This is a genomic window from Dactylosporangium sp. NPDC005572 (assembly GCF_040605515.1).
Lineage (GTDB): Bacteria > Actinomycetota > Actinomycetes > Mycobacteriales > Micromonosporaceae > Dactylosporangium.
This window is the reverse complement of sequence record NZ_JBEXCY010000005.1, coordinates 151,139-176,410: the sequence shown is the minus strand read 5'-3', so window position 1 is coordinate 176,410 and position 25,272 is coordinate 151,139. Positions and strand designations below refer to the sequence as shown.

General features: G+C 74.8%; 25 protein-coding genes. 12 read left to right on the top strand and 13 right to left on the bottom strand.

Annotation, left to right across the window (positions count from 1 at the left end; genetic code table 11):
• Window positions 1-265 precede the first annotated feature (265 nt).
• Window positions 266-688, top strand: coding sequence for a hypothetical protein (locus ABZS66_RS04735; protein WP_354755152.1), 423 nt, complete (start codon window positions 266-268; stop codon window positions 686-688).
• Here ABZS66_RS04735 and ABZS66_RS04730 read toward each other — a convergent pair.
• Window positions 685-2,034, bottom strand: a complete 1,350-nt coding sequence (locus ABZS66_RS04730; protein WP_354755150.1) for an SPFH domain-containing protein — start codon at window positions 2,032-2,034, stop codon at window positions 685-687. The two genes, ABZS66_RS04735 and ABZS66_RS04730, sit on opposite strands and share 4 nt — an antisense overlap.
• An 88-nt stretch (window positions 2,035-2,122) precedes the next feature.
• On the opposite strand from ABZS66_RS04730, the gene ABZS66_RS04725 reads away from it, so the two are divergent.
• Entirely contained in the window at window positions 2,123-3,052 is a 930-nt protein-coding gene (locus ABZS66_RS04725; protein WP_354755148.1) for an NAD(P)H-binding protein, read from the top strand.
• Here ABZS66_RS04725 and ABZS66_RS04720 read toward each other — a convergent pair.
• The gene (locus ABZS66_RS04720) at window positions 3,037-4,392 is read right to left on the bottom strand and encodes a DUF1996 domain-containing protein (RefSeq protein ID WP_354755159.1); all 1,356 of its coding nucleotides are present in this window, start codon (window positions 4,390-4,392) and stop codon (window positions 3,037-3,039) included. The two genes, ABZS66_RS04725 and ABZS66_RS04720, sit on opposite strands and share 16 nt — an antisense overlap.
• Window positions 4,393-4,757: 365 nt before the next feature.
• Here ABZS66_RS04720 and ABZS66_RS04715 point away from each other — a divergent pair, with 365 nt between their 5' ends.
• From ABZS66_RS04715 to ABZS66_RS04705, 3 genes are read left to right on the top strand one after another with little or no spacing between them, the layout of a single operon-like run.
• Window positions 4,758-5,687: a hypothetical protein gene (locus tag ABZS66_RS04715; protein WP_354755146.1), complete on the top strand. Its 930-nt coding sequence runs from the start codon at window positions 4,758-4,760 to the stop codon at window positions 5,685-5,687.
• A gap of 17 nt (window positions 5,688-5,704) precedes the next feature.
• Entirely contained in the window at window positions 5,705-6,886 is a 1,182-nt protein-coding gene (locus ABZS66_RS04710) for a histidine kinase (RefSeq protein WP_354755144.1), read from the top strand.
• Window positions 6,883-7,533, top strand: a complete 651-nt coding sequence (locus ABZS66_RS04705; protein WP_354755142.1) for a response regulator transcription factor — start codon at window positions 6,883-6,885, stop codon at window positions 7,531-7,533. The genes ABZS66_RS04710 and ABZS66_RS04705 overlap by 4 nt, the downstream gene beginning before the upstream one ends.
• A gap of 4 nt (window positions 7,534-7,537) precedes the next feature.
• Here ABZS66_RS04705 and ABZS66_RS04700 read toward each other — a convergent pair whose 3' ends face one another.
• The 6 genes from ABZS66_RS04700 to ABZS66_RS04675 form a co-directional block, all read right to left on the bottom strand.
• Window positions 7,538-9,046: an NADH-ubiquinone oxidoreductase-F iron-sulfur binding region domain-containing protein gene (locus ABZS66_RS04700; RefSeq protein WP_354755140.1), complete on the bottom strand. Its 1,509-nt coding sequence runs from the start codon at window positions 9,044-9,046 to the stop codon at window positions 7,538-7,540.
• 8 nt (window positions 9,047-9,054) lie between these two features.
• Window positions 9,055-10,212: a hypothetical protein gene (locus ABZS66_RS04695; RefSeq protein WP_354755138.1), complete on the bottom strand. Its 1,158-nt coding sequence runs from the start codon at window positions 10,210-10,212 to the stop codon at window positions 9,055-9,057.
• Window positions 10,213-10,344: 132 nt separating this feature from the next.
• Window positions 10,345-10,950, bottom strand: a complete 606-nt coding sequence (locus ABZS66_RS04690; RefSeq protein WP_354755136.1) for a response regulator transcription factor — start codon at window positions 10,948-10,950, stop codon at window positions 10,345-10,347.
• Window positions 10,947-12,035, bottom strand: coding sequence for a histidine kinase (locus ABZS66_RS04685; RefSeq protein WP_354755135.1), 1,089 nt, complete (start codon window positions 12,033-12,035; stop codon window positions 10,947-10,949). The genes ABZS66_RS04690 and ABZS66_RS04685 overlap by 4 nt, the downstream gene beginning before the upstream one ends.
• Complete coding sequence (locus ABZS66_RS04680) at window positions 12,032-12,427, bottom strand: hypothetical protein (RefSeq protein ID WP_354755133.1); 396 nt, start codon at window positions 12,425-12,427, stop codon at window positions 12,032-12,034. The genes ABZS66_RS04685 and ABZS66_RS04680 overlap by 4 nt, the downstream gene beginning before the upstream one ends.
• Window positions 12,428-12,526: 99 nt before the next feature.
• Window positions 12,527-13,720 (bottom strand): glycosyltransferase, encoded by a 1,194-nt coding sequence (locus ABZS66_RS04675; protein WP_354755131.1) that lies wholly within the window; start codon window positions 13,718-13,720, stop codon window positions 12,527-12,529.
• 258 nt (window positions 13,721-13,978) lie between these two features.
• Here ABZS66_RS04675 and ABZS66_RS04670 point away from each other — a divergent pair, with 258 nt between their 5' ends.
• From ABZS66_RS04670 to ABZS66_RS04655, 4 genes are all read left to right on the top strand, one after another.
• The gene (locus tag ABZS66_RS04670; protein WP_354755129.1) at window positions 13,979-14,536 is read left to right on the top strand and encodes a hypothetical protein; all 558 of its coding nucleotides are present in this window, start codon (window positions 13,979-13,981) and stop codon (window positions 14,534-14,536) included.
• Window positions 14,533-15,684: an ATP-binding protein gene (locus tag ABZS66_RS04665; RefSeq protein ID WP_354755127.1), complete on the top strand. Its 1,152-nt coding sequence runs from the start codon at window positions 14,533-14,535 to the stop codon at window positions 15,682-15,684. The genes ABZS66_RS04670 and ABZS66_RS04665 overlap by 4 nt, the downstream gene beginning before the upstream one ends.
• On the top strand, window positions 15,681-16,316 hold the full coding sequence (locus tag ABZS66_RS04660) for a response regulator transcription factor (protein WP_354755125.1): 636 nt from the start codon (window positions 15,681-15,683) through the stop codon (window positions 16,314-16,316). The genes ABZS66_RS04665 and ABZS66_RS04660 overlap by 4 nt, the downstream gene beginning before the upstream one ends.
• Before the next feature lie 64 nt (window positions 16,317-16,380).
• Window positions 16,381-17,358: a DUF1996 domain-containing protein gene (locus ABZS66_RS04655; protein WP_354755123.1), complete on the top strand. Its 978-nt coding sequence runs from the start codon at window positions 16,381-16,383 to the stop codon at window positions 17,356-17,358.
• Here the strand turns inward: ABZS66_RS04655 and ABZS66_RS04650 are convergent, their stop codons facing one another.
• From ABZS66_RS04650 to ABZS66_RS04640, 3 genes are read right to left on the bottom strand one after another with little or no spacing between them, the layout of a single operon-like run.
• Complete coding sequence (locus ABZS66_RS04650; protein ID WP_354755121.1) at window positions 17,359-18,030, bottom strand: response regulator transcription factor; 672 nt, start codon at window positions 18,028-18,030, stop codon at window positions 17,359-17,361.
• On the bottom strand, window positions 18,027-19,115 hold the full coding sequence (locus tag ABZS66_RS04645) for a histidine kinase (protein WP_354755120.1): 1,089 nt from the start codon (window positions 19,113-19,115) through the stop codon (window positions 18,027-18,029). Before ABZS66_RS04645 ends, ABZS66_RS04650 begins: the two co-directional genes overlap by 4 nt.
• Window positions 19,103-19,276 carry a hypothetical protein gene (locus ABZS66_RS04640; RefSeq protein WP_354755118.1) on the bottom strand — a complete coding sequence of 58 codons (174 nt, stop codon included), beginning with the start codon at window positions 19,274-19,276 and terminating at the stop codon, window positions 19,103-19,105. The genes ABZS66_RS04645 and ABZS66_RS04640 overlap by 13 nt, the downstream gene beginning before the upstream one ends.
• A gap of 138 nt (window positions 19,277-19,414) precedes the next feature.
• Here ABZS66_RS04640 and ABZS66_RS04635 point away from each other — a divergent pair, with 138 nt between their 5' ends.
• Entirely contained in the window at window positions 19,415-19,606 is a 192-nt protein-coding gene (locus ABZS66_RS04635; protein WP_238006018.1) for a hypothetical protein, read from the top strand.
• Window positions 19,607-19,609: 3 nt separating this feature from the next.
• Here the strand turns inward: ABZS66_RS04635 and ABZS66_RS04630 are convergent, their stop codons facing one another.
• On the bottom strand, window positions 19,610-20,833 hold the full coding sequence (locus tag ABZS66_RS04630) for a hypothetical protein (protein WP_354755116.1): 1,224 nt from the start codon (window positions 20,831-20,833) through the stop codon (window positions 19,610-19,612).
• Between the two features lie 77 nt (window positions 20,834-20,910).
• Between ABZS66_RS04630 and ABZS66_RS04625 the strand changes: the two genes are divergently transcribed.
• Window positions 20,911-22,110, top strand: coding sequence for a citrate/2-methylcitrate synthase (locus tag ABZS66_RS04625; RefSeq protein ID WP_354755115.1), 1,200 nt, complete (start codon window positions 20,911-20,913; stop codon window positions 22,108-22,110).
• Here the strand turns inward: ABZS66_RS04625 and ABZS66_RS04620 are convergent.
• Window positions 22,107-22,949: a PhzF family phenazine biosynthesis protein gene (locus tag ABZS66_RS04620; protein ID WP_354755113.1), complete on the bottom strand. Its 843-nt coding sequence runs from the start codon at window positions 22,947-22,949 to the stop codon at window positions 22,107-22,109. The genes ABZS66_RS04625 and ABZS66_RS04620 overlap by 4 nt on opposite strands.
• Before the next feature lie 81 nt (window positions 22,950-23,030).
• Between ABZS66_RS04620 and ABZS66_RS04615 the strand changes: the two genes are divergently transcribed.
• Window positions 23,031-25,088, top strand: coding sequence for a M3 family metallopeptidase (locus tag ABZS66_RS04615; RefSeq protein WP_354755111.1), 2,058 nt, complete (start codon window positions 23,031-23,033; stop codon window positions 25,086-25,088).
• Window positions 25,089-25,272: the final 184 nt, after the last annotated feature.

Genomic DNA, 25,272 nt, shown 5'->3' with positions numbered 1-25,272 from the left:
GCGCAACTGACGACCGTCGCTCCCGCCAGACAACGCTCGTGCCGCCCGGGCATCCGCCCCGGCGGCACGGACGCTGCCACCGCCGTCGTCCCAAGAACCCGCGACCTCCGGTCGCGCGGACGCCCGCGGCCGGCTCCATGAGCGTGGGAAACATCTGGTCGCCATGACAGCCAGATGTCTCCCTTGATCATGGACCGTCCGATGTGGATCGCCGCCTCGGTGTCCCGGGCGATCCGGGGTTGACAGGGTGGCCGATGCTGCAGTCATGCCGAGGAACATGCGTCGCCGGCTGCGACGGAGTCCAAGCGACGGCGACGCCCCCGAGACCGTCGACGCCACCGAGCCCGACCGTGCGACGGTGCGGGCGTTCGCGAAACAGAAGCGGGATGCGCGGCGGTGGGCCGACCGCATGGTCCAGCTCTTCTGGCTCGGCTTCGTCGGCTTCCTCGGCCTGCTGTTCACCGCCGCGCGCTTCCCCGCCTGGCTGCTCGTCGTCGGCCCGCTGGTGGTGGCCGTCAGCGCCACCGCCGGGTACGGCATCCGCCGGGCCGAGCTGGTGGCGCCGAACCGGTTCCCCGTGCGGTACCAGGGACGCGGAGGCCCGACGAAGGGGGCGCCGTTCATGTGGTTCATCGCCGTCTTCGCCGCGTTCCTCACCGTCCGGGCGGTGTTCTACGTGTTCGACTAGCGCTGGGGGAGCGAGGAGCGCAGCGCCGTCAGGATGGTGGTCAGCTCCGCCAGCAGGCCGCCCACCGTGGTCTGGTCGGTGCCGCCGATGTTCACCGTGCGCAGCTCGGCCGGCTTCGGGAGCCTGGCCACGATCTCCGGCAGCGACTCGACCAGGCGGGCCTGGATGTTCTCCGGCGACTGCGCGTTGTCGATCGCCGCGCGCTGGCGCAGCCGCTCCAGCTCCAGCAGCGCCTGCTCGTGCAGCGCCTGCGCCCGGGCCGCGGTCTGCTGCAGCTCGGCCTCCGTCTTCAGCCGGGCCAGCTCCGTCTCGCGGGCGATGCGCACCCGGCCGATCTCGGCCTCCTCGTCGGCCCGCTCCCGCTCCAGGGCCAGCGCGTGGCGGCTCGTCGCGTCCTGGAGGTCGGCCAGCGCGCGGGCGTCCTCCTGCTCGCGCTGCGACCGGCGCAGCCGCTCGGCGGCGTCCCGGTCGAACTGCAGGGCGGCGCTGCGGGCGCGCAGGTCGGCCAGCTCGCGCTCGTTCTCGATCACCTGCGTCTCGCGCTGCCGGCCGGCGGACCGCTCCCGCTCGCCGATCGCCTCCTCCGCCACCAGCTCGGCGAGGCGGGCGATGCGGCCCTGCTCCGAGCGGTACGGCTTCTGGAGGTTCTCCCACAGCCGGGCCGAGCTGACGACCGCCTCCTTGATCTGCACCGTGACGATCCGCAGGCCGACGCCCTCGGCGACGGCGCGCAGCCGGGCGGTCAGCTCCTCGATGATGGGCTGCTTGTCGCTGAGCACGGCGCCGACGCTCAGCGTCGCCACCTTGTCCTTGATGGCGGCCTCGGCCTGCTCCTTGAGCTGGAGGTTCACCACGCGCATCGGGTCGTCGGCGTCGGCGAAGTCGAGCTTGCGGTAGGCCGTCGCGAAGTCCTCGATGATCCACTGGAGGTAGGCCTGGACGAGGACGCCCTGCAGCTCGCTGCAGATGCAGTACGCGTTGATGAGGATGGTCTGCATGGCGCCGGGCACCACGAGGTACGAGTCGGTGTTGGGGTTGTACCGGAACGACACCCCGAGCCCCACGTGCAGCGGCTCGGCCTGGCCGCGGCGGGTGTGCACGACGAAGGCGTTCGGCGGGACCAGCACGGTCTTCCACCGGCCGATCCCGGTGACCCGGACCTCGACCGCGCTCGACGTCGGCACCGCCGCCTCGCCCGCGGGCCCGGACCGCGACCGCCCGCCGCCGCCGCTGCTCTGGGGCGCCGGCGCCGCCGACATCGGCGCGCTGCGCTTCGTCCGCAGGTCCGCCTCCAGTCGCTCCTGTTGCCTGACCACCTGATCGAGGTACGAGTTGCTGCTGGACACCGACGGGCTCCTTCGCCGCGAAAGACCGAGGACGACGGCTCAGTCTGCTCGGCGGTGTCAAGCCCGCGCGTCCGGGTAGTTGCGGGCCATGACGATCCTGGTCACCGGGGCAGGCGGAACGGTTGGCGGCGTCGGCCAGCGGGTCGTCGAGCTGCTGCGCCGCCGCGACCTGCCCGTGCGCGCCTTCGTCCACCACGACGACGAACGGGCCGGCCCCCTGCGCGACCTCGGCGCCGAGGTCGTCGCCGGCGACCTCACCCACGGCGCCGACGTCCTGCACGCGATGAACGGCTGCGACCGCGTCTACTTCGGGCTGGGGGTGAACGACCGGTACCTCGAGGCGACCGTCACCGCCGCCGCCGCGGCCCGCCAGCTCGGCGGCATCGAGGTCTTCGTGAACATGTCGCAGATGACCGTGTCGCAGATGAGCATCATCAGCTCGGTCGAGTCGCGCCAGCACCACCAGCAGTGGCTGGGGGAGCGGGTGCTGGACTGGTCCGCCCTGCCCGTGGTCGAGATCCGCCCCACGGCCTTCCTGGAGAACCCCATCTTCACCGCGTCGATCCTCGACTCGATCGAGCGCGACGGCACGATCCGCCTGCCGTTCGGCACCGCCCGCACGTCACCCGTCCTGGCCGGCGACGTGGCCGAGGTGGTCGCGACGGTGCTCGCCGCGCCGCGCCAGCACGTGGGCCGGGTGTACGAGCTGACCGGCCCGCGCCCGGTGACCGCCGTCGAGCTGGCGGTCCAGTTCGCCGAGGCGCTCGGCCGCCCGGTCACCTACGTCGACCTGCCGTACCGCCGGTGGGTGGACGAGGTCCTGACCCCGCTCGGCCTGCCGGAGCACGTGGCCGAACACCTGGCGACGATGGTCCGCCTGCACGCGCTGGGCCGCTTCGACCGGCACAGCGACGACCTCGAGCACATCCTGGGCCGCCCGCCCCGCGGCGTCGCCGACTACGTCAACGAGCTGCGGAGCGGGCGGGTCCGGTCAGGTGCGGGTCACGGCAGCACGTAGTTCTCGTTCAGGGCCGCGCCGCGCTCCGGCTTGTACTGGTCGAAGCCGCGCGGGTTGCACTGGAGGCCGCCGTTGATGCAGTGGTTCGACAGGGCGGCCAGGGTCGGCACGTCCCACGCGTTGTAGACGTCGTAGTGGAAGGAGTAGCCGCGTCCGCTGGAGAAGTGGACGTTGGCCATGTTGCCGGAGACCGGCCACGCCATCTTGAACTCGATCATCGGTACCGCCACCGGGTGGCTCGACGGGCAGACGCCCACGACCGGGTAGGCCATGTGTGACTTGTGGTCGGGCGTGTCCAGGTACTTGCCGTCCCAGCAGCTCGGGGCCTGGAACCGGACGTTGAGCTGGCTCCCGGCGACGCAGTTGGCCGGGATGTCCCACTGCCGGGTCAGGTCACCGCACTCGAAGCCCTCGACCGCGCCCGGGTGGTTGCGGAACTCGTCCAGCGTGGACGACGGGCTGCCCACGACGTAGCGCAGGCCGGGCGGGAACGGGCGGACGCTGCGGTAGTCGATGACGCCGCTCTTGTAGTAGATGACCTGCGGGCCGGTCGGCTGCACGGCGGTGTCCCCGTTGTACAGCGTGGGCATCCAGTAGGCGCTCTTGTCGCCCGGGGTGATGCACGCGGTACCGCCGGCCTGCAGCGAGGCCAGGGTCGTGTTCGCGTTCGTGGTGGTGTTGCCCATGAACGTGTGCGAGTGCGAGGCGCCCGGCAGGCCGAAGAAGACGATCGGGTCGTCGTTGAGGTTGCTGCGGCTGACCGAGCAGTTCGCCTGGAACTCGTGGTGGGTCGTCGGCGGGTTGGTCGGCGGTGGGGTCGCCGTCGACGGCACCACGCCGGTGACCTGCGGGTTGGCCGGCACGTACCCGGCGCCGCCGGTCGGCGTCGGCTGCGTGCCCGACGTGCCGTACACCTTGAACTCGAACAGCGAGTAGCCGTAGCCGGTGCCGCGCTGCGTGCCGTACATCCGCACGTACCGGCCGGAGCCGTTCACGTCGAGCGTCTGGGTGCCGCCGGTGCCGGTCGTGGTGCTGTAGATGGTCGTCCAGGCGTTGCCGTCGGGCGAGGTCTGGATCTGGAACGCCTTGCCGTACGCCGCCTCCCACTGCAGCACGACCTGCGAGATCGTGGCCGTCGAGCCGAGGTCGACCCGCAGCCACTGCGGGTCGCTCCACAGGCTGCCCCAGCGGGTGGCGTTGTTGCCGTCGACCGCGGCCACGGCCGGCGTCTCGCCGAGTTCGGTGGAGGAGGCGAGGGCCGGGCGGCCCTGCGACAGCAGTGTGCCGGTGGCGGCGTCGGCGGCGGTGAGCTGCAGGGCGCCGACCACGACCGACGCCACGACGGTGGTGGTGACGGCGAGCGGGGCCAGGACTCTGCGGAGCCGGGATCTGGTTGTCGTGCGGGTTCTGGTCCTCAATGGGGCTCCCAAGGGGTGTTCGACGGCGTGAGGCGGTCACGCCGGGCACCGGCGCGTGAGGGCGCCGGTGGGCGGGTCTGCGCTTGGAGAGCGCTCTCCCGATGGTGCTCCCAAGGGGCGGGTTCGTCAATACGTCGCCCGTCCAACTGGCACAATTCGGGCGGTCGGCGGGCCGCTACGGAGAGCGCTCTCCATCCCCCCGGCGGCCGGGCGTCTCCTCCCGGAGGCCGGAAGGTCGGGCCTGCGGTCGGATCTGCCGGCGCCCGCCGCCGCACAGGCTCAACTGCATGACGACGCTCAATGCCTCCGTGGCCCGGGTCGTACGCTGGCACCGGCCCCTCGTGGCCCTCTCGGTGGCGATGGCCGCGCTGGCCCTCGCCTGCTCCGCCGGGCTCCTCCTCGACCACCGCACGGTGATCGGCGCGCCGGTGTGGCTCAAGCCGTTCAAGTTCTCGCTGTCCCTCATGGTGTACTGCCTGACGCTCGCCTGGATGATCACGCTCGTCGGGCGGGGGCGGCGCCTCGCCGACCGGGCCGGGACCGTCATCACGATCAGCGCCGCGGCCGAGATGCTGCTCATCGTCGGCCAGGCCGCCCGTGGGCGGGCCAGCCACTTCAACAACACGACGCCGCTCGACGACGCCGTCCGGCTGACGATGGGCGGCACGATCACGTTGCTCTGGGCCGGCACCCTCGTCCTCGGCGTGCTGCTGTTCCGCACCGCGGTCGCCGACCGCGCCAACCGCTGGGCCGTCCGGCTCGGCGTGGTCCTCTCCCTGGTGGGCATGTCGCTCGGCGCGCTCATGGTGCTGCCCAACACCGCGCAGCGGCGCGCGATCGCGTCGGGCGTGGACACCGTCGTCGGCGCGCACAGCGTCGGCGTCGCCGACGGCGGGCCCGGGATGCCGCTCACCGGCTGGAGCACGACCGGTGGCGACCTGCGCATCCCGCACTTCGTGGGCCTGCACGCACTGCAGGCCCTGCCGCTGCTCGCGCTGCTGCTGGCCGTCCTCGCGCAGCACCTCCCGCGGCTCACCGAACGGCGCCGGGCCCGGCTGGTGCTGCTTGCCGCGGCCCTCTTCACCGGCGTCCTCGCCGTCGTCACCTGGCAGGCGCTGCGCGGCGAGCCGCTGGTCCACCCCGGCGCCGCGACCCTCACCGCGGCCGGCCTGCTCGCCGCGGCGGGCGCCGCCGGTACCGCCGCGGCCCTTCGATGAGGACCTATGGTGGGTCGGTGCTCACCCGGATGTTCGACGAGCGCTTCGCCCTCGCGCGGCTGGTGCTGCTCGCCGTGTGCGGCGTCGGGTACCTGGTCCTCCTGCGCGATCCGGCCCACCCGCGCAACGCGTTCGACTGGGCGACCGACCTCACCGAGTTCGCGCTCGTGCCACTGTGCGCCCGATTCCCGTTCGCGGGCGCGCTGACCCAGTCGGCGGTCCTCGCCGTCGCGCTGCTGCTCGGCGAGGACCGCGCCGTGATCCCGATCGTGGGCGCGGGCTGGGCGACGCTGGAGCTCGCCCTGCGCGCCCCCGGCCGCCGGCTCGCCGTCGCGACCGTCGCGCTGTTCGCGGCCCACTTCGCCGACGAGTGGCATCGTCTGCCGGCCGATGCGCTGCCCGTGCTGTACAACATCCTCATCCTCGTCGGCGTCCCGGTGTTGTTCGGCGTGAACGTCCGCGGCGCCCGGGAACTGGCCCGGCAGGCCGAGGGCCGGGCGGCGGACGAGCAGCGCCGCCGCGTGTCGGAGACCAGGGCGGCGCGGGCGGACGAGCGCACGGCCGTCGCCCGCGAGCTGCACGACGTCGTCGCCCACCACGTCGCCTCGATCGTGCTGCGGGTGGGCGTGGCCCGCCACGTCCTGCCGGACGCCGACCCGCGCACCGTGGCCGTCCTCGACGACGTCCACACCACCGGCACGGCCGCGCTGGCCGACCTCCGCCGCCTCGTCACCGTGCTCCGCGCGCCGGACCCGGCCGCCGCGGCCCCCGGGCCCGCCGTGGTGTGGATCGAGCCGGGTTCGCTGCCGGCCGCGCTGGCGGCCGCCGTCGACCGGGCCCGCCAGGCGGGCGTGGCGGTCGACGCGGAGGTGGACCCGGCGCTGGCCGGCCTCGACGCGGTACGCGGCCTGGCCGTGCTCCGCCTGACCCAGGAGGCCCTGACGAACGTGGCCCGCCACGCCGGCCCCACCCCGCACGCCCGCCTGGTCGTCCGCCTGCGCGACCGGTCGGTGGAGTGGTCGGTCACCGACGACGGCAGCCCCGGCGGCCCGCGCAGGGCCGGGCCTGCGGTGGGGACCGGGCACGGGCTCATCGGCATGCGGGAGCGGGTCGAGCTGCTCGGCGGCGACCTGCGGGCCGGCCCGGTGGCCGGCGGCGGCTGGGCGCTCGCCACGACGCTGCCGGCGGTGGGCGCATGAGCATCCGGGTACTGCTCGTCGACGACCAGCGCCTCGTCCGCGCCGGCCTGCGGATGCTCTGCGAGGCCGAGCCCGACCTCGACGTCGTCGGCGAGGCCGACAACGGCCGCGACGCGATCCGGCTCACCGACGAGCTGCGCCCCGACGTCGTCGTGATGGACCTGCGGATGCCCGGCGTCGACGGCACCGCGGCCACGGCGCGCATCCGGGCCGCCCATCCGGCCTGCAAGGTCGTGGTGGTGACGACGTTCGACGACGACGACCACCTGTACCCGGCCCTGGCCGCCGGCGCCTGCGGCTTCCTGGTCAAGGACGCGGCCCCGGCCGAGCTGCTCGACGGCATCCGGAAGGCGGCCGAGGGCGACAGCCCGTTCAGCGCGGCGGTCCTGCGCCGCCTGGTGGCCCGGGCGGTGAGCGCCGGCGGCCCGCGCGCGACGGCCGCCCCGGCGGACGCCCTGCCCGACCTGACCCGCCGCGAGCGCGACGTGCTGACCCTCGTCGGCGAGGGCCTGTCCAACCAGGAGATCGCCGACCGCCTTCACCTCGGTGTGACGACCGTCAAGACCCACATCACGAGCCTGATGACGAAGACCGGCGCCCCGAACCGCGTCCGCCTCGGCATCCTGGCCGCCCGTGCCGGCACCTGAGGGGTCAGTGTTTCCGGGTTGCCAGGCGTAACGCCAGGGCCGGGCAGACCGCGATCGCGTCGCGGGCCAGCGGCTCCAGGCGGGGCGGGATCGGGGCGTCGCCCAGTGCCGGGAAGCCGTTGGCGTCCAGGCGGATCAGGTCCGGGGCGACGTCGGCGCACAGGCCGTGGGCGTCGCAGCGGGACCAGTCCACGGTGAGGCGGCGGTCGCCGTCCGGGGTCGTCGTGCCGGGGATCGGCAGCGTGCCGCGCACCGGGCGGCCGCACGTGCCGGCCGTGACGTGGCGGTGCAGGTCGTCGGGGAACGCTTCCAGGGCCGACGTGGCGAATCCGGCGGTACCGTCGGGATGGCTGCACGCGCCGCGCCCCACCACGGCGCCGGCGGCCGCCCGGACCGCGGCCGGGTCGCCCGTGCCCGCCACCACGGCGTCGACGGCGCGGGCCAGGTCGGGCAGGCCGAGCCGGCAGGGGCCGCACTGGCCGGCGGACTCGGCCGCGAGGTACCGCACGACCCGCGCCACCTCGCCCAGCGGGCACGTCGCGTGGTCGAGCGGCAGCACGACCCCCGCGCCGAGGGCGCCGCCGGCGGCGCGCAGGCCGCGGCGGGAGAACGTCGCCGTGCGGGCCTTCGCCGGCGGGACCCAGCGGCCGTGGAAGCCGCCGAACAGCACGGCCGGGCCGTCCGGCACACCGCAGGCGTCGAGCACCGCCGACACCGGCGTGCCGGCCGGGCACTCGACGACCGCGGGGCGGGCGGCGCTGCCGGTGACGCTCAGCAGTACCGTCCCCGGCTCGTCCGCACCCAGCTCCGCGTAACGGGTGGGTCCGCGGCGCGCGGCGACGGCGAGCTGCGCGAACGTCTCGGCGTTGGACAGCAGCGTCGGGCGGCTGCCGACGCCGGCGTCGCTCGCGCGGCGCTTGATGCCGGGTGGGATGTGCGGCAGGCCGTTGATGCCCTGCACCAGGGCGCCGCCCTCGCCGGAGATGAACCGGTGCGGCACGCGGACCAGCCGGGCGGGCGCCGGCAGCGGCTGCTCGCGCAGCGCCGCGAGCATCGACGCCTCGCCGACCCCGTCGTCGGCGACCGCGATGACGATCTCCGCCGCGTGCAGCGCCCAGGCGACGAGGGCCGCGCCGTCGAGGATCAGGTGCGGGGCCCGGGTGAGCAGCACCTTGTCCTTCCAGGCGGCCGGCTCGCCCTCGGTGGCGTTGACGACGACGGCGGGCGCGACGGTACGGCGGTCGACCGAGGCCAGCACCGCCCGCACCTTCCTGGCGAACGGGAACCCGGCCCCGCCGCGGCCCGCGAGCCTGACCCGCTCCGCGAGGTCGATCAGCCCGGGCGCGGTGAGCGGCCCGAGCGGCCCGTGCACCGCGAGGTGGCCGCGCAGGTCGAGGCGGTGCTGCGGCCCGTGCAGCCCGGCGGTGAGCCGCGGCGGCCCCAGGGCGAGCACCTCGGGCACTTTGGCCGGCGCCCCGGGCCCGGGCCGGTCGCGCGGGCCGAGGCGGATCATCGGGGCCCTCACTGACCCAGGCCGCGCAGGACCCGCCAGTACTGCTCGTCGTCCAGGTCGTGCGTCCGGTCCCGCTGCCGTCCGGCCTGCGGGCGGCGGACGGGCCGCGGCGAGCGGGCCGGTGCGGGCGGCTGGCCGGCCCCGCGCCGCATGATGCGCTGGGAGTCCAGGTTGACGAGGGTCGGGGTGTCGTCGTCGGTCGGATACAGGTCCCGCGCACCCGCGACCGCGTCCCGCCGCGCGTCGAGCCGGTCCCGGAGGCTCATGACGGGCCGCGCGGGTTCAGCGGGCCGACCGGGCGGAGTGGTCTCACGCGGCGAGGCCGAGGCCGGGGCGGGGCGCTCTGCGCGGGCAGGTTCGGCGGGCGGGGCGACGCGGGGCTCCGGCGGCGGCGCGGGCCGGTCCGCGTCGGCCGGAACCCGCGGGCGGGCTGGTTCGGACCAGAGGTGTTCGGCGGACGGGGCGCCCCAGTGGAACGTGGCGCGGTGCGGTGTGTGCGGGATGCTCGTCGTGGTGCGGTCCGCCGCGCGCTGGCGGCGGCGGTGGCGGGACTCCGCCGACAGCCGCAGGCCCAGCGCGACGGCCGTGAGGAAGAACAGGATGAGGTACGACGCCGTCACCCAGACCGCCGGCGGCCGCCCCGCGCTCAGGCCGTGCAGCAGGGCGAGCGGCCAGCAGAGGTACGCCGCCGCGTGCACCGGCCGCCACAGCCCCGCCCGCGCCTCGCCGGCGAAGCGGGCCCGGGCGATGCCGGTCCAGAGCACGGCCCCCATCAGGTACGCCGCCAGGGTCCCGAGGCCGACCGCGACCGGCGCGAGCGCGAACGGCACGACCGCGGCCGCCGCCGACACCCGCGCGGACAGGACCTCGCTCAGCACGTGCACGGCCAGGCAGGACACCGCGATGACGCCCAGCGTGCGGTGGATCGACTGGAGCCAGACCCGGTGGCGGGGCAGCAGCAGCACCCGGTCGGTCGCGACCAGGCCGCCGATCACCGTCAGGGTCAGCGACACCAGCGTGAACACGCCGCCGTAGAAGCGCAGGAACGTCCACAGATGCTGCAGGCCGCCGGTCGCGGTGCCCAGCACCACCATGCCGGCCAACGCCGTGATCGTGATCCAGCGGGCGGGAGGGTGCGCGCCGGATCGTGAACTCCGCCTGTCCACCGGCCGAACGTACGACTGCGGCCGAATCCGGTCAATTTAAGTTTGTCTCCGCCAAACCGCCCTTCCGGGCACGTGCCGGCGGACCGGTTAAGCAATCCGCGCGGGCCCGTTCAAGCCACGGTTAAGCGGCCGTTAGATCCAGCCGTGGTCGCGCGCCGTGCGCAGTGCCTCGGCGCGGCCGGACACCCCGAGTTTCTGCACTATGGCGGTCAAATGATTCCGCACGGTACCGCTGGACAGATGCGTCCGCCGGGCGATCGCGGCGACGGGTGTGCCGGGCTCGGCGAGCCGCAGCAGCTCGAGCTCCCGCGGGGTGAGCGGGCACGGCGGCGCGGCCAGGGCGTCGGCCGCGAGCGACGGGTCGACGTACCGGTCCCCGCCGTGGACCCGCCGGATCACGTCGGCGAGCGCACCGCCCGGCGACCCCTTCGGCAGGAACCCCTTCGCGCCGGCGGCGAGGGCCCGGGGCAGGTGGGCGGGCCGGCCGCGGCCGGTGAGGATGACGACCGCGCAGCCGGGCAGCGTCCGGGCCAGCTCCGCCGTGACCTGGAGCCCGTCGAGGGCCGGCATCTCCAGGTCGACGACGGCGACGTCGGGCCGGTGGGCGAGGGCCGCGCCGACCGCCGCGCGGCCGTCGGCAGCCTGCGCGACGACGTCGAGGTCGGGCTCCAGCCCGAGCAGCGCGGCCAGCGCGACCCGGATGAGCTCCTCGTCGTCGGCGAGCAGCACGCGGATCACGCACGCGCCTCCAGGACGAACCGGCCGTCCCCGGCACGGGCGGTGAGCGTGCCGCCGACGGCCGACAGCCGCTCGGCGAGCCCGCGCAGCCCGTAGCCGCCGGCCCTGGACGGCGCCGACACCCCGTCGTTCGTCACCCGCAGCACCACTTTCCCGTCGTCTGTTCCTTCCCCGGAGAACAGCTCGATCGTGCACCACGCGGCCCGGCTGTGCCGCAGCACGTTCGTGCTCGCCTCGCGGAGCACGGCCGCGAACTCCGGGACCTCGACCCCCAGCGAGCCCGAGACCGTACAGCGGATGCCGCACGAGCGCAGCAGCGCGGCGACGGAGGCCAGGTGCTCGCCGAAGTCCACGGTGCGGTACCCGCGGACGGCCTCGTGGACGTCGTCGAGCGCGGCGCCGGCGAGCCGCTGCACCTCGGCCGCCTCGCGCCCGGCGCGCTCGGGGTCGGCGGCGGCCAGCCGGGACGCCAGCTCCGCCTTGAGCGCGATGATCGACAGGTTGTGGCCGAGCAGGTCGTGGACGTCGCGGGCGAACCGCAGCCGCTCCTCGGCGGCGGCCAGCCGGGCCTGCGCGTGCTGCCCCTCGCGGGCCTGGAGCAGCAGGTCCCAGAACCACACCTGCCACCAGCTCACCAGCGCGACCCCGGCCCCGATGACCGCGATGGCGGCGACGGCCCGCAGGTCGATCAGCAGCCCCGCGGCGACCGCGGCGGCGCAGCTGGCCAGGGCCCATCCGCGGTGGCCCAGCAGCGGGGCGGTACCGACGACGGAGACGCCGATCCAGACCCAGGCATCGCCCGGGCCGAGCAGGGGCAGCGACGCGGCGGCGGCGACCGCGTACCCGAGCAGGAGCCGCCGCCGGGCCGCGGGCCCCAGCCAGGGCGTCATCGCCGCGTAGGTGGCCGCGCCCTGGCCGGCGGTGAAGGCCAGGACGCCGGCCAGGGCGGCGGCCGACCGCCACGGGCTGAGCGCACTCCAGGGCGCGGTGGCGAGCGGCAGTACCAGACCCGTGACGGCATGCAGGCCCAGCGAGACGATGCCCACGAGCCGCGCCCGCCGCAGCTGCCGGTCCGCCGTGGTCATCGGGCGATCGTAGCCGCGCCGTAGACCAGGGCGGCCGCCACGAGCAGGTCGTACGGCAGGCAGAAGCCGATGATCCAGCGCGGGATCACGGTGCCGTCGCGGTGGAACCAGTCCCAGACGGCGTGGCCGGCCCAGCCGGCGGCGACGACGTACTGCCCGGCGACCGGGTCGACGACGAGCGCGACCCCGGCGACCGCGGCGAACAGCGCGACCCCGGCGAGCTGCCGCGCGACGAGCCGGTGCTTGACGAGGGCCAGCACGAGGTACAGCAGGGCCACCGCGGGCGGGATCCACAGCGCGGGCCCGGCGGCGGCGAACGGAGCGAGGTCGGCGAACTCGGCCGCCCCGACGACGAAACCGGCGACGACGGCCGGCCAGACGAACTTCGACATGCGTCGAGCCTCGGGCACCGGCTGCGCAGACCCCAGATGCGCGATGTCATGCCCCGGGCATGACATCGCGCATCCCGGCGCGGACGCCGGGGACGGGGGTCAGACCCGCAGGCCCGCCTCGCGGTGGGCGTGGTCGATCAGCGTCGCGTACGAGGCGATCATCCGGGTGTGGCTGAACCGCTCCCGGCCGGCGAGCAGCGCCGGGGTGAGCCCGGCCCGCCCGTCGGCCGCCGCCGACCAGGCCGCGGCGATCGCGTCCGGCTCCGGCGGCGTGATCAGGCCGTGCCCGGCGACGATCCGCGCGGTGTCGCCGACGTCGGTCGAGACCGGCACCGCGCCGCACATCGCGCCCTCGATGAGGCACAGCGGGGCGGCCTCGCCGCTCGCCGACGTCAGCGCGACCACGTCGGTGGCCGCGTAGACCAGCTCCATGTCGCGCCGGATGCCGAGCAGGTGCAGCCGGGCCAGCAGCCGCGGCTCGCCGGCGAACACATCGGTGAGCAGCCCGCACAGCTCGGGGTTGGCGGCGCTCATCCCGGCCCCGCACATGAGCGCGTGCCCGGCCGGTTCGCGCCGCAGGTACTCCCGGGCGGCCAGCAGGAACAGCGGGACGTTCTTCATCGGGTCGTACCGCGCGGCGAGCGTGACCACCCGGGCCCGCGCCGGCACGCCCAGCGACCGGCGCAGCTCCGTGCGGCGGCGGGCCGGCACCGGCCGGTACCGCGCCAGGTCCACGCCGTTGGGGATGACGTGCAGCAGCCGCTCCGGGACCCCGGCGTCCCGGTAGGCGGCCCGCGTCGACTCGGCGCAGCAGATCGCGGCGGCGATCCGGCCGTCGGCGACGGCGGTCCTCAGCTCGTCGAGCGCGCTGCCCTGGTGGTGCGGGTCGGAGCGGTGCAGGCACACGATCACCGGCTTGCGCGGGAAGTCCGGCCGGTTCACCAGCCGCAGCGGCTGCTCCTTGAGCGACAGGATGATGTCGGCCCGCTCCGCGTGGGCGACCGCGGTCGCGACCTCGGCGGCGCTGAACCCCTTGCGGGCCGCGGTGTCGCCGCCGACGCGGCGGCCCAGCGAGCGCACCTCGACGCCGGCCGCGTGCAACGAGCGGTACGAGGCGTCGTCCTCCATCCGCTGCAGGACGGTCTCCCGGCGCATCGCGCTGTGCAGGCTCAGCACCGAGTGCCGGTGCGAGCCCCCGGTGTGCAGCCCGGCCACGACGGTGCTGTGGAGGGCCCGGGCGCCACCGGCGAAAAATCCCTCATAGATCGACATCACGCGCAGTTGGCTTGTCACGGGCAAATCATGACCCGCCGCGCCGGATCGCGCAGGCCGAAACGGCGTTGTCCGGGTGAACTGTGCGTTTCGCGGGAATCTCATTTCGGTACGTCCGATGACCTGCGGTTTCTCGCCGTGCGGCGGGCGCCGGGAGCGGTTATGCTGCCCGGCCGGATTGACCGCGGCGGCTGCGTTCGGGGTACCGTCCCCGGCATACTTCCGCGACGGCTGAGGAACGGTCTGCTGGCGGTCGGCATCGGCCTGGCGACGGTCGGCGTGCCCCCGCTCCTCCTGCCGCGCACCCAGGCCGATCCGCCGCCCGCGCAGTCACCGCCGCCGGCCGCGACGCCGTCGCCCACGCCGGCGCCGAGCGTCCCGCCCTGCGGCACCGGCGCCGGCAGCCGGCCCGCCTGTGCCGTCTACGGGGCCGCCCTCGGTACCGGATGGTCGATCGAGAGCGCCGGCGTGAAGGTCGTCCCGGCCGGTGTCGTGCCCGGCACCGACCAGGTGGCCCTGCGGGTCGAGCCCAAGGAGAAGACCGCCTTCGTCGCCCTCGTCGCCACCGCCGCGGTCACCGCCACGACGCTGCGGTTCCGGGTGTACGGCGGGCGCGTCCACGGCACCGTCCTGCGCGTCACGGTCGCGGAGACCGCCGGGCGGCCGGCGGCGGCGCCCGTCGTGCTCACCGCGCCGGTCGACGTGTGGACGGCGTTCGAGCTCGACCTGGCCGAGCTGCTGCCCGGCCGGGCGCTGCGGCGCATCGACCTGGTGATCGCGACCGACATGGTCCCCAACGCGTACCGCTTCTTCGTCGACGACGTCCAGCTGTCGTGAGCATCGCCCCGGCCGCGGTCGCGCGCGCCGTGCTGCTGGGCCGCGCGGCCGTCGCGGCGACCGGCGCCGGGGCCGGGCTGCTGCTCGTCGACGACCCGGCCCGGGTCGTGGCCGTGCTCGCGACGGTCGCCGGGGTCACCGTCGCCCAGGTGAGCCTGCTGACCCGCTGGCCGGCGCTGGCCCGCCACCCGTGGCCGGCCCTCGCCGCCGACCTCGCCGTGGCGGTGGCCCTCGCCGTGCTCAGCGGCGGCGGGATGGCGTTCTTCGCCTGGGTCGCCGGCTCCGCCGCCCTCGGCGGGGCGTTGCTCGGGATGCGGGCCGTCCCGCTCTGGATCGGGCAGGCCGCGCTCGGGTTCGCCGCCGCCGGCGCGGTGCTGCGCACGAGCGCGCCGCCGCCCGAGGTGGCCGCGTTCGTGGCCGCGTTCCCGATGGTGAGCGTGCTCGCCGGGCTCGGCGCGGCGGCCGCGACCGGCGCGCTGCAGCGCCAGCTCGACCTGGCCGTCGCCATGGTCGCCGAGGCCCAGCGCTCGGCCGCCGCGTCCGAGCGGGCCCGGCTCGCCCGCGAGCTGCACGACTCGGTGGCCAAGACGCTGCGCGGGGTGTCGTTCGCCGCGCTCGCGCTGCCGTCGTCGCTGCGCCGCCACCCGGCCCTCGCCGAGCAGCTCGCCGGCACCGTGTCCCGGGGCGCCGAGGCGGCCGCGCGGGAGGCCCGGCAGCTGCTCGAGGAGCTGCGCGCCGACCCGCTGGACCTGGGCTTCGCCGACGCCGTCCGGGAGACCTGCCACGCGTGGGCCCACCGGTCCATGATCGCCGTGGATGTCTCGGCGGTACCGGTGGAGCCGTCGGTCGAGGCGCGGTACGAGCTCGTCCGCGTCCTCGCCGAGGCGCTGCAGAACGTCGAACGCCACGCGGGCGCGCGCCGCGTGGCGGTCACCGTGACCGCCCGGGGCAGGCGGCTGGAGCTGCGGGTCGCCGACGACGGCCGCGGGTTCGTGCCGCGCGACCTGGCCGCCTTGCAGGCCGGCGGGCACCTCGGCATCGTGGGGATGGCCGAACGGGCGCGCAACGCCGGCGGGTCGCTGCGGGTCGCGGCGGCGCCGGGGGAGGGGACGGAACTCGTGGTGAGCGTGCCGCTGGAGCGGTCGTGACCGTCACTGTGCTGGTCGTGGACGACAACCCGGTCGTGCGGGAGGCGCTGCGCGGGTTCCTCGACGCGGACGGCGCGACCCGGGTCGTCGGCGAGGCCGGCAACGGGCAGGAGGCCCTCGCGCTGGCCCTGCGGCACCGGCCGGACGTGACGCTGCTCGACCACCGCATGCCGATCGCCGACGGGCTGTCCATCGTCACCGAGCTGGCCCGGCTCACCGCCGTCCTCACGCTCACCAGCGACGCGAGCCCCGCCGTCATCGGCTCGATGCTGCGCGGCGGCGCCCGCGGGTACCTCGTGCACGGCCAGTTCGACCCGCCGGAGCTGCTGCGGGCGGTGCTGGCCGTCGCCGGCGGGCAGGGCTGGCTCTCGCCGGTCGCGGCCTCGGTCGCCACCTCGGCGCTGCGCTCGCAGGGCGACGCCGAGCGGGGCCGGGCCGCGTTCGGGCTCACCGACCGCGAGCGCGACGTGCTCGACCTGCTCAGCGCCGGCCTGTCGAACGCGGCGATCGCCGGGCGGCTGCGGCTCACCGAGAAGACCGTGAAGAACCACCTGTACAACATCTTCACCAAGCTGCGGGTGAGCAGCCGGACCGAGGCGGTCGTGCGCTGGGCTGGGCCTTTCGACTCATGACCGGGCCGCGCCGGGCGCCTAGCGTCGGCGGCGGGTGGCACCGACTCGAAAGGCCTGCTCAGACGTGCGTCTCCGACCGCTGTTCGCCGTGCTCGCCGCCGGCGCCCTGCTGACTTCCGTGGGGGCGTGCGATCCGTCCGCGCCCGTCATCGCCCAGCCGCCGCTGGGCTCCCCGTCCGCGGCGCCGTCGTCCGCGGCCCCGCCCGCTCCGCCGTCCTCGCCGGCCCCGTCGGTCAGCGCCGGGACGGCGACCCCGCAGCCGGTGAAGACGTTCACCGACAAGCCGCCGCAGGCGCAGTACCGCGAGTTCGCCGCGAACTGCACCGAGACCCACCGCGCGGGCGACGACCCGATCGTCTTCCCCGGCCTGCCGGGCGCGGCCCACGACCACACGTTCGTCGGCAACCCGGCGACGACCGCGACCTCGACGCCGGAGAGCCTGCTCAAGGGGAAGACGTCGTGCCAGGACAAGCTGGACGCGTCGTCGTACTGGTTCCCGACGCTGTACCAGAACGGCACGGTCGTCCAGCCGCAGATGGTCACCGTGTACTACAAGTCCGGCGTCAAGGACTACCGGACCGTCCAGCCGTTCCCGGCCGGGTTCCGCCTCGTGGTCGGCGACGTGAAGACGGCGTCGGCCGAGCAGTTCACCGGCACCTGGAGCTGCACGGGGTACCTCGGAAAGGCCGTCCCGGCGTCCTGCCCGGCCGGCTCCTCGCTCATCGTCCGGATGCAGGCGCCGAGCTGCTGGGACGGCGTGCACCTGGACTCGGCCGACCACAGGTCGCACATGGCCTGGCCGGTCGGCGGCGTGTGCCCGAAGGACCACCCGGTGCCGCTGCCGATGTTCGAGCTGAAGGTCCCGTACAAGCTGCCCGGCGGCAACACCGGCGGCCTGCGGTACTCGTCGGGCGAGGCGCAGTCGTTCCACTACGACTTCATGAACGGCTGGGACGCGGCGCGCCAGGCGCAGCTCGTCGCGCACTGCGTCAACGGCGGCCGGCAGTGCAACGGCCTCGGCGTCGACCAGCACAAACCCTAGTCAGGGGTGCACGAGGCCCGACTCGTACGCCAGGATCACCAGCTGGACCCGGTCGCGCACGCCGGCCTTGGCGATCGCCCGGGTGACGTGGGTCTTGGCCGTGAGCGGGCTGATGACCAGCCGGGCCGCGATCTCGTCGTTGGACAGCCCGCTCGCGACCAGCCGGACGATCTCGACCTCGCGCGGGGTCAGGACGGCCAGCCGGTCGCGGGCGGGGCTCGCCGGGGCGGCGGGGTCGGCGGCTCCCGGGGAGAACCGGGCGATCACGCGGGCCGTCACGCTCGGCGACAGCAGCGCCTCGCCGGCCGCGACGACCCGGACCGCGCGGCGCAGGTCGTCGGGCTCGACCTCCTTGGTGAGGAAGCCGCTGGCCCCGGCCCGCAGCGCGGCGAACACGTTCTCGTCGGTCTCGAACGTGGTCAGCACGACGACCCGGGTGCCGGCCAGCTCGGGGTCGCCGGTGATGCGGGCGGTCGCGGCGATCCCGTCGAGCCCGGGCATGCGGATGTCCATGAGGACGACGTCGGGCCGGTGCCGGCGGGTCTCGCGGACGGCCTCGTCGCCGGTCGCCGCCTCGCCGACGACCGTGATGTCCCGCGCCCGGCGCAGCAGGCTGCCGAACCCGGCCCGGACCAGGGCCTGGTCGTCGGCGAGCAGCACGGAGATCGTCATGCCGGGATGCTCGCACGGACCAGGAAGCCGCCGCCGTCCGCCGCCCCGGCGCTGAACTCGCCCCCGAGCGCCGCCACCCGCTCCGCGAGCCCGGCCAGCCCGTGCCCCGCCGGCCGGCCGGCCGGTCCGCGGCCGTCGTCCCGCACGGTCACCTCCGTCACCGCTCCATAGTGGACGGTCACCGTGACCTTCGCGGCGGCGGCATGGCGGACGGCGTTCGTGAGGGCCTCGCGGACGATCGCGGACGTCACCAGGAGTACCGGCAGCGGACACCCCTCCTCGTCGCCCGTCACGGTCAGGACCGTGTCCAGGCCGGTCCCGCGCACCCGCTCCGCGAGCTCGCCGAGGGGGAGCGGCGCGGCCGGCGGCCGGCGCTCGTCGCGCAGCACGCCGACGAGCGAGGACAGGTCGGCCATCGCCTTGCGCCGCACCTCCTGGGCCAGGCGCAGCGCCTCCCGCGCCTCCTCGGGGGCGGAGTCCAGCGCGTCGGCGGCCACGTTGACGTGCACCCCGACGACGGCGAGCGTGTGGGCGACCGTGTCGTGCACCTCCTGGGCGACCCGCAGGCGCTCGGCGGTGCGCTGCTCCTCCAGGTCGGCGCGCAGCCGCTGGAGGATCTCGTCGCGCCAGCCGAGCCAGTTGCGGTACGACAGGGTGGCGGCGACGACCGCGCCGATCCACAGCGACTCGGTGCCGACCGCCGCCATCGCCCGGCCGGCGGGGTGCTGGAGCACGGTCCACTCGAAGTTGAACGCGCAGAGCGCGTGCACCGCCGCCACGACGATGACGAGCCTGGTGCGCGGGCGGGCCGCGAGCAGCGCGGTGACGTAGAGGAAGGTGGCCGGCCACAGCCAGCCGGCCACCGTGAGGTCGGCGGTGCGCAGGGCCGCCACGGTCGAGATGCCCAGCAGCAGCCCGGCGACCGGCCAGCGGCGCTGCAGCCACAGCAGGCCGGCGAGGGTCGTGGCCAGGGAGACCGGGCCGGGCGCGCCGAGCGGCTGGCCGGCGAGGGCGGCGCCGCTCAGCACGCCGACGAACGTCAACACCGAGAACGCGGCGGTGACGGGGCGGCTCAGCGCTGGCATACCGTCACCGTCCCATATTCGACGAAGGTCACGGTGGTCGAGCCGCCGGCCGGACCGGCCAGCACGAGCAGCGCGCCGGCGAGCGCGGTGACGAGGCCCGCGACGAGGCCGGCCAGCACGAAGCGGACGATGTCCGGGAGCACCGGAAGCTTTGGAAGCATGTCGCCGACGCTATGGACGGACGGCCGCGCGGTCGTCGTCCGCGCGGTGACACCTGCGCCTGCACCAAATGGAGTACACCGCGGTGTTCCGGCTACCCGGGTGGGCCGGGCGGGCGGGCGGGGCTAGCTTGATCCGGCATGGAGCATCGCTGCGGCAAGCATGTCGTCCTGGCCAACCCGGCCTCGCGCATCCCGATCTGGATGGAGTGCGCCGTGCACCGGTTCACGCCGCTGCAGGTCACCCGCCGCTTCCACGAGATGGTCGCGCTCGAGTTCTCCGGCGAGGAGCTGCTGCGCCTCGACTGGATCGTCGAGCACGGGATGCTGTAGCCGTCACAGCAGGCCCGGGTACAGCAGGGCCAGCTCGTCCGGGTACCCCGCGATCAGCCGCAGCTCGTCGTCCGTGAGGGGCCGCCCGGTCGCCGCGTTGCACAGCTGCACCAGCTTGAACGTCAGCTCCTCGTCCTTCACGCCGACCGCCAGGTCGTCCATGACGTGGCGGAACCCGGCCAGCCCTCCGTACTCGCCGGTGAGCACGATCCGGCCGTCCCGCGCGTGCCGCTCGGCCGGGAACGGCCCGAGCTCGTCCTCGTCGTAGAGCTCGTAGTTGCGGTGGTCCTTGAGCGCCCCGTCGGCGTGGATGCCCGACTCGTGCGCGAACGCGTTGGGTCCCACGCCCGGCTGGTGGTTGGGCAGCGGCTGGCCGAACGCGTACGACGCCCAGCGCGCGAACCGCCGGGCCCACGCCAGGTCGATCGGGTCGCCGATCTCGGCCCCCTCCGGCACGCCGAACCCGTGGCGCAGCGCCAGGATGCACGAGATCAGGTCGGCGTTGCCCGAGCGCTCCCCGATGCCGTTGACGCACGTGTTGATCCACGCGTCCTGGCCGGCGGCGAGGTCGCCGAACGCGCCGGCGAGGGAGTTCGCGACCGCCATGCCGAGGTCGTTGTGGCAGTGCGTCTCGATGGGGATGCCGACCGCGGCGGCGAGCGTGGCGAACCGCTCCCCGATGCGGCCCGGGGTGTCGCCGCCGATCGTGTCGCAGTACCGCAGCCGGTCCGCCCCCGCCTCCCGGGCCGCGATCGCGAACTCGGTGAGGAAGCCGTCGTCGGTGCGCGAGCCGTCCTCGGCGTTGACCCCGACGGTCTGCGCGCCGGCCGCCTTGGCGGTGCGCACGGCGTCGGTCATCTCGCGGATGAGCGCCGGCCGGTCGAGCCGCCCCTTGAACTTGTTCTGCAGCATCTGGTCCGACGTCGAGATCGACAGGTTGTAGTGCCTGAGCCCGAGCGCGGCCGACTTCTCCACGTCCGCGGCGACGGCCCGGCACCAACCCGACAGCCGCAGCCCGCCGAAGGCGCCCGCCTCCTCCAGCGCCGTCTGGGCGCGGATGTACGGCACCTCGTGGAACAGGAACGGGAACCCGATCTCGGACTGCGCGACGCCGAGCCGGCCCAGATAGAAGTTGACCATCGTCTTGCCGAATTTGGACAGCCCGGTCCGGGCCGTCTGGACGCCGTCACGGTTGGTGACGTCAAGGAAGTGGATTCGTGCAGCCATGTCGTCCACGTTGACTGTCGTGCTGCATTTGTGTCAATGTTGACGAAAATCAACCTCCATCGAGCGGGAGAAGCGGCGTGACCAGGTGGATGAGCGTCGAGGAGGCGGCCGGGCGGCTCGGTGTGAAGACCGCCACCGTCTACGCGTACGTCAGCCGGGGCGTGCTGGCCCGCCGCCGCGGCGCCGACGGCCGCAGCGTCCTCGACTCGGAGGAGGTCGAGCGGCTCGCCCTGCGCGGCCGCCCGCGCCGCGACGGCCGCCCGGAGCTGGTCATCGAGTCGGCCGTCACGCTGCTCGGCGACGACCGCCACTACTACCGGGGTCGTGATGCCACGGTACTGGCGCGGACCTGGCACCTGGAACACGCGGCCGGCTGGCTGTGGACGGGCGCCGACCGCGACCACCTCGACCCGTGGACGGCGCCTGAGGAGGCGGTCGCGGCGGCCCGGGCGGCGCAGGCGGGCCTGCCGGCGTCGGTGCTGCCGCTGGAGCGCCTGCAGGTCGTGGTGGCCGCGCTCGCCGCCGCGGATCCGGTCCGGCTGACCCTCGAACCGTCGGCCGTCGCCGGCATCGGCCAGAGCCTGGTCGCCGGCCTCGTCGACGCGTTGCCGGCCGTGGACCCGAAGCGGACCGCCGACCCGCAGGGGCCGGTCGCCGGCCGGCTCTGGACGAAGCTGGCCGGTGCCGGGGCGGCGCCGGCGCTCGCGGACGTGCTGCGGTACGCGATGGTGCTGGTCGCCGACCACGAGCTGGCCTCCTCGACGCTCGCCGCGCGGGTCGCCGCGTCCGTGCGGGCCGACCCCTACGCGGTGGTCGCGGCCGGCCTCGGCGTCGTGAGCGGGGCACTGCACGGCGGGGCCGCGCTCGGTACCGAGGCGATGCTCGCCGAGACGTCCGAGGCTGCGGAGGCGTCGGCGGTGATGGGCCGGCGGCTGCGGCAGGGGGAGCGGGTCCCGGGCTTCGGCCACGCCGTCTACCGCGCCGGCGACGCCCGGGCCACCGCGCTGCTCGACCGGATCCGGGCGGCCGTGCCCGGCCACCCGCGGCTCGCCGTCGCGGACGCGATCCTGGAGGAGGCGGCGCGGCGCCGGCTGCCGGCCGTCAACGTGGACTTCGCCCTCGGCCTGCTGGCCCACCTCGCCGGCATGCCGAGGGGCGCGGGCGAGGCCGTGTTCGGCGTGGCCCGCACGGTCGGCTGGCTGGCCCACGCCATCGAGGAGTACGCGAACCCGACGAAGCTCCGCCTCCGCGCCTCGTACACCGGCCCGCTGCCCTAGATATAGAGCGTGCCCTCGGCCACGACCACGGCCTGGCCCCAGACCTCGACGCGCTCCACCCGGTCCAGGGTGCCCTCCACGACGGCGTGGATCGTCGACGGGCGGCCGATCTCGACGCCCTGGTGGACCGTCAGCGGGGTGCCCAGCGGGAGGCGGCCGTGGCGGGCCAGGTGCAGCGCGAGCGGGCCCGCCGCCGAGCCGGTGCCGGCGTCCTCCGTCACGCCGTACGCGGGGGAGAACATCCGGGTCCGCCACACCGCCGGGTCCGCCGTCGGGGCGAAGCAGTTCAGGGCCAGGTCGTCGTGGGTCGCCAACGCGCGCAGGTCGACCCGCAGCGCGGCCAGGGCGGACGGGTCCGGCAGGCCCGCGAAGGCGTGGCGCGGGCCGTTGCGGTACACCTCGATGGGAAGCGTCGACGTCCTCAGGCCGAGCGCCGCGAGCAGCTCGCCCGCCCGGGGGTAGGGCTCCAGCACCGGGACCGGCTGGAGCATCCGCGCGCCCCACACGGGGTCGCCGGGGGTGAACCGGAACGGCACGACGCCCATCCCGGTCTCCATCCGCAGCTGCGCGCCCGCCATGCCCCGTGCGGCCAGGACGACGGCCGTGCCGAACGTCGGGTGGCCGGCGAACGGCAGCTCGCCCAGCGGGGTGAAGATGCGCACCCGCACGTCGCCGCCAGCCTCCGGGGGCAGCACGAACGTCGTCTCCGACAGGTTCATCTCGCGCGCGATGCGCTGCATCTGCGAAGCCGGCAGGCCCGAGGCGTCCGGCAGGACGGCGAGCGGGTTGCCGGCGAGGGCGGTGTCGGTGAAGACGTCGGCGATCACGTATCGGTACACGTCGTCACGGTAGGCGCGGGTGGCGGGCGCGGGACACTGCCAAAGCGAGTAGGGGGCCGCCGCACTCGATACAGTCGGTGGGTGACCACGGACAACCCGTTCTTCGCCCCGAGCGACCTGCCGTATCAGCTGCCACCCTTCGACCGCATCGAGATCGGCCACTACCTTCCGGCCTTCGAGCGTGGCATGGCCGACCAGCGGGCGGAGGTCGCGGCGATCGCGGCCGACCCGGCGCCGCCGACGTTCGAGAACACCCTCGTCGCCCTGGAGCGCTCCGGGCGGATCCTGCAGCGCGTGTCGGCCGCGTTCTTCAACCTGGCCAGCTCCGACACCAGCCCGCAGCTGCAGGAGATCGAGAAGGCGGTGGTACCGCAGCTGTCGGCCCACAGCGACGCGATCATGCTCGACCGCGCGCTGTACGGGCGGGTGCGCGACCTCCACGAGCGGCGCGCCGAGCTGGGCCTCGACGCCGAGTCGGCGTGGCTGCTCGAGCGGTACCACACCGACTTCGTGCGGGCCGGCGCCCAGCTGTCCGACGAGCAGCACGTGCGCCTGCGGGAGCTCAACGCCGAGCTGGCCGGGCTCGCCACCGACTTCGGCAACAAGGTGCGCGATGAGATGAACGCGAGCGCCGTCGTCGTCGACGACGTCGCCGAGCTCGACGGGCTGTCCGACGACGCGATCGCGGCGGCCGAGCAGGCGGCCCGCGACCGCGGCCTGGAGCGCGGCTACGTGCTCAACCTGATCCTGCCGACCGCCCAGCCGCAGCTCGCCTCGCTCACCAACCGGGCGCTGCGGGAGCGGCTGCACACCGCCTCGGCGACCCGGGGCGGGCGCGGCGACGAGCACGACACCACCGGCCTGGTCCGCCGCATCGTGCGGCTGCGGGCCGAGCGGGCCCGGCTGCTCGGCTTCGAGCACCACGCGGAGTACAACATCGCCGACAACACGGCGCGCACCGTCCAGGCCGTCGAGGAGATGCTCGCCAAGCTCGCCCCGGCCGCCGTCGCCAACGCCCTCGCGGAGGCCGAGGACCTCCAGGCGGCGATCGCCGCGACGGGGGAGACGTTCACGCTCGAGCCGTGGGACTGGGCGTTCTACACCGAGCGGGTGCGCCGCGAGCGGTACGCGATCGACGAGGCCGAGCTGCGCCCCTACTTCGAGCTGGAGCGGGTCCTGCGCGACGGCGTCTTCTACGCCGCCGGCCGGCTCTACGGGCTGCGCTTCGAGGAGCGCCCGGACCTTCCCGCGTACCACCCGGACGCCCGGGTCTTCGAGGTGCTCGACCACGACGGCGGCCCGCTGGGGCTGTTCGTCGGTGACTTCTTCACCCGCGCGTCGAAGCGCGGCGGCGCCTGGGCCAACGCGCTGGTGCCGCAGTCCCGGCTGTTCGGCACCGCGCCCGTGGTGGTGAACAACCTCAACATCAACCGGGCCCCGGCGGGCGAGCCGACGCTGCTGACGCTCGACGAGGTGCGCACCCTGTTCCACGAGTTCGGGCACGCGCTGCACACGCTGTTCTCGCAGGTGCACTTCCCGAAGTTCGCCGGCACCCGGGTCCCGCGCGACTTCGTGGAGTACCCGTCGCAGGTCAACGAGGTGTGGATGCTCTGGCCGGAGGTGCTGGCCAACTATGCCACGCACCACGAGACCGGCGAGCCGCTGCCGCAGGAGATCGTCGACCGGCTCCAGGCCGCCAAGCAGTTCAACGAGGGGTTCGCGACGACGGAGTACCTCGCCGCGTCGCTGCTCGACCTCGCCTGGCACACGCTGCGGGTGGAGGACGCCGAGGACGTCGACGTCGCCGCGTTCGAGGCGGCCGCGCTGGATCGCGCCGGGGTCGCCGTGCCGTTCGTGCCGCCGCGGTACCGCACGCCGTACTTCGCCCACATCTTCAGCGGCGCCGCGTACAGCGCCGGCTACTACTCCTACATCTGGAGCGAGGTCCTCGACGCCGACACCGTCGACTGGCTGACCGAGCAGGGCGGGCTGCGCCGCGAGCTCGGCGACACGTTCCGCGACGGGCTGCTCGCCAAGGGCGGCAGCGCCGACTCGATGGCGGTCTATCGAGCGTTCCGCGGTCGCGATCCGTTGATCGAGCCGCTACTCAAACGGCGTGGATTGACAACCAAACCTTAGGTTTTGTTCAAGCAACAATTTCAACGCTTTCGTTGGTGGCGTCACGTTCCCTAAGCTGTCGCGGTGCGTGGCGCCACCTCACGGCGCGGGCGCACCGCGGGACGCCGTCTGCACATGGGCAGAATGGCGCTCCTGGCGGTGGTCGCCCTCGCTGCCTCGTTGATCAGTGTCGGTGTGTCCTGGG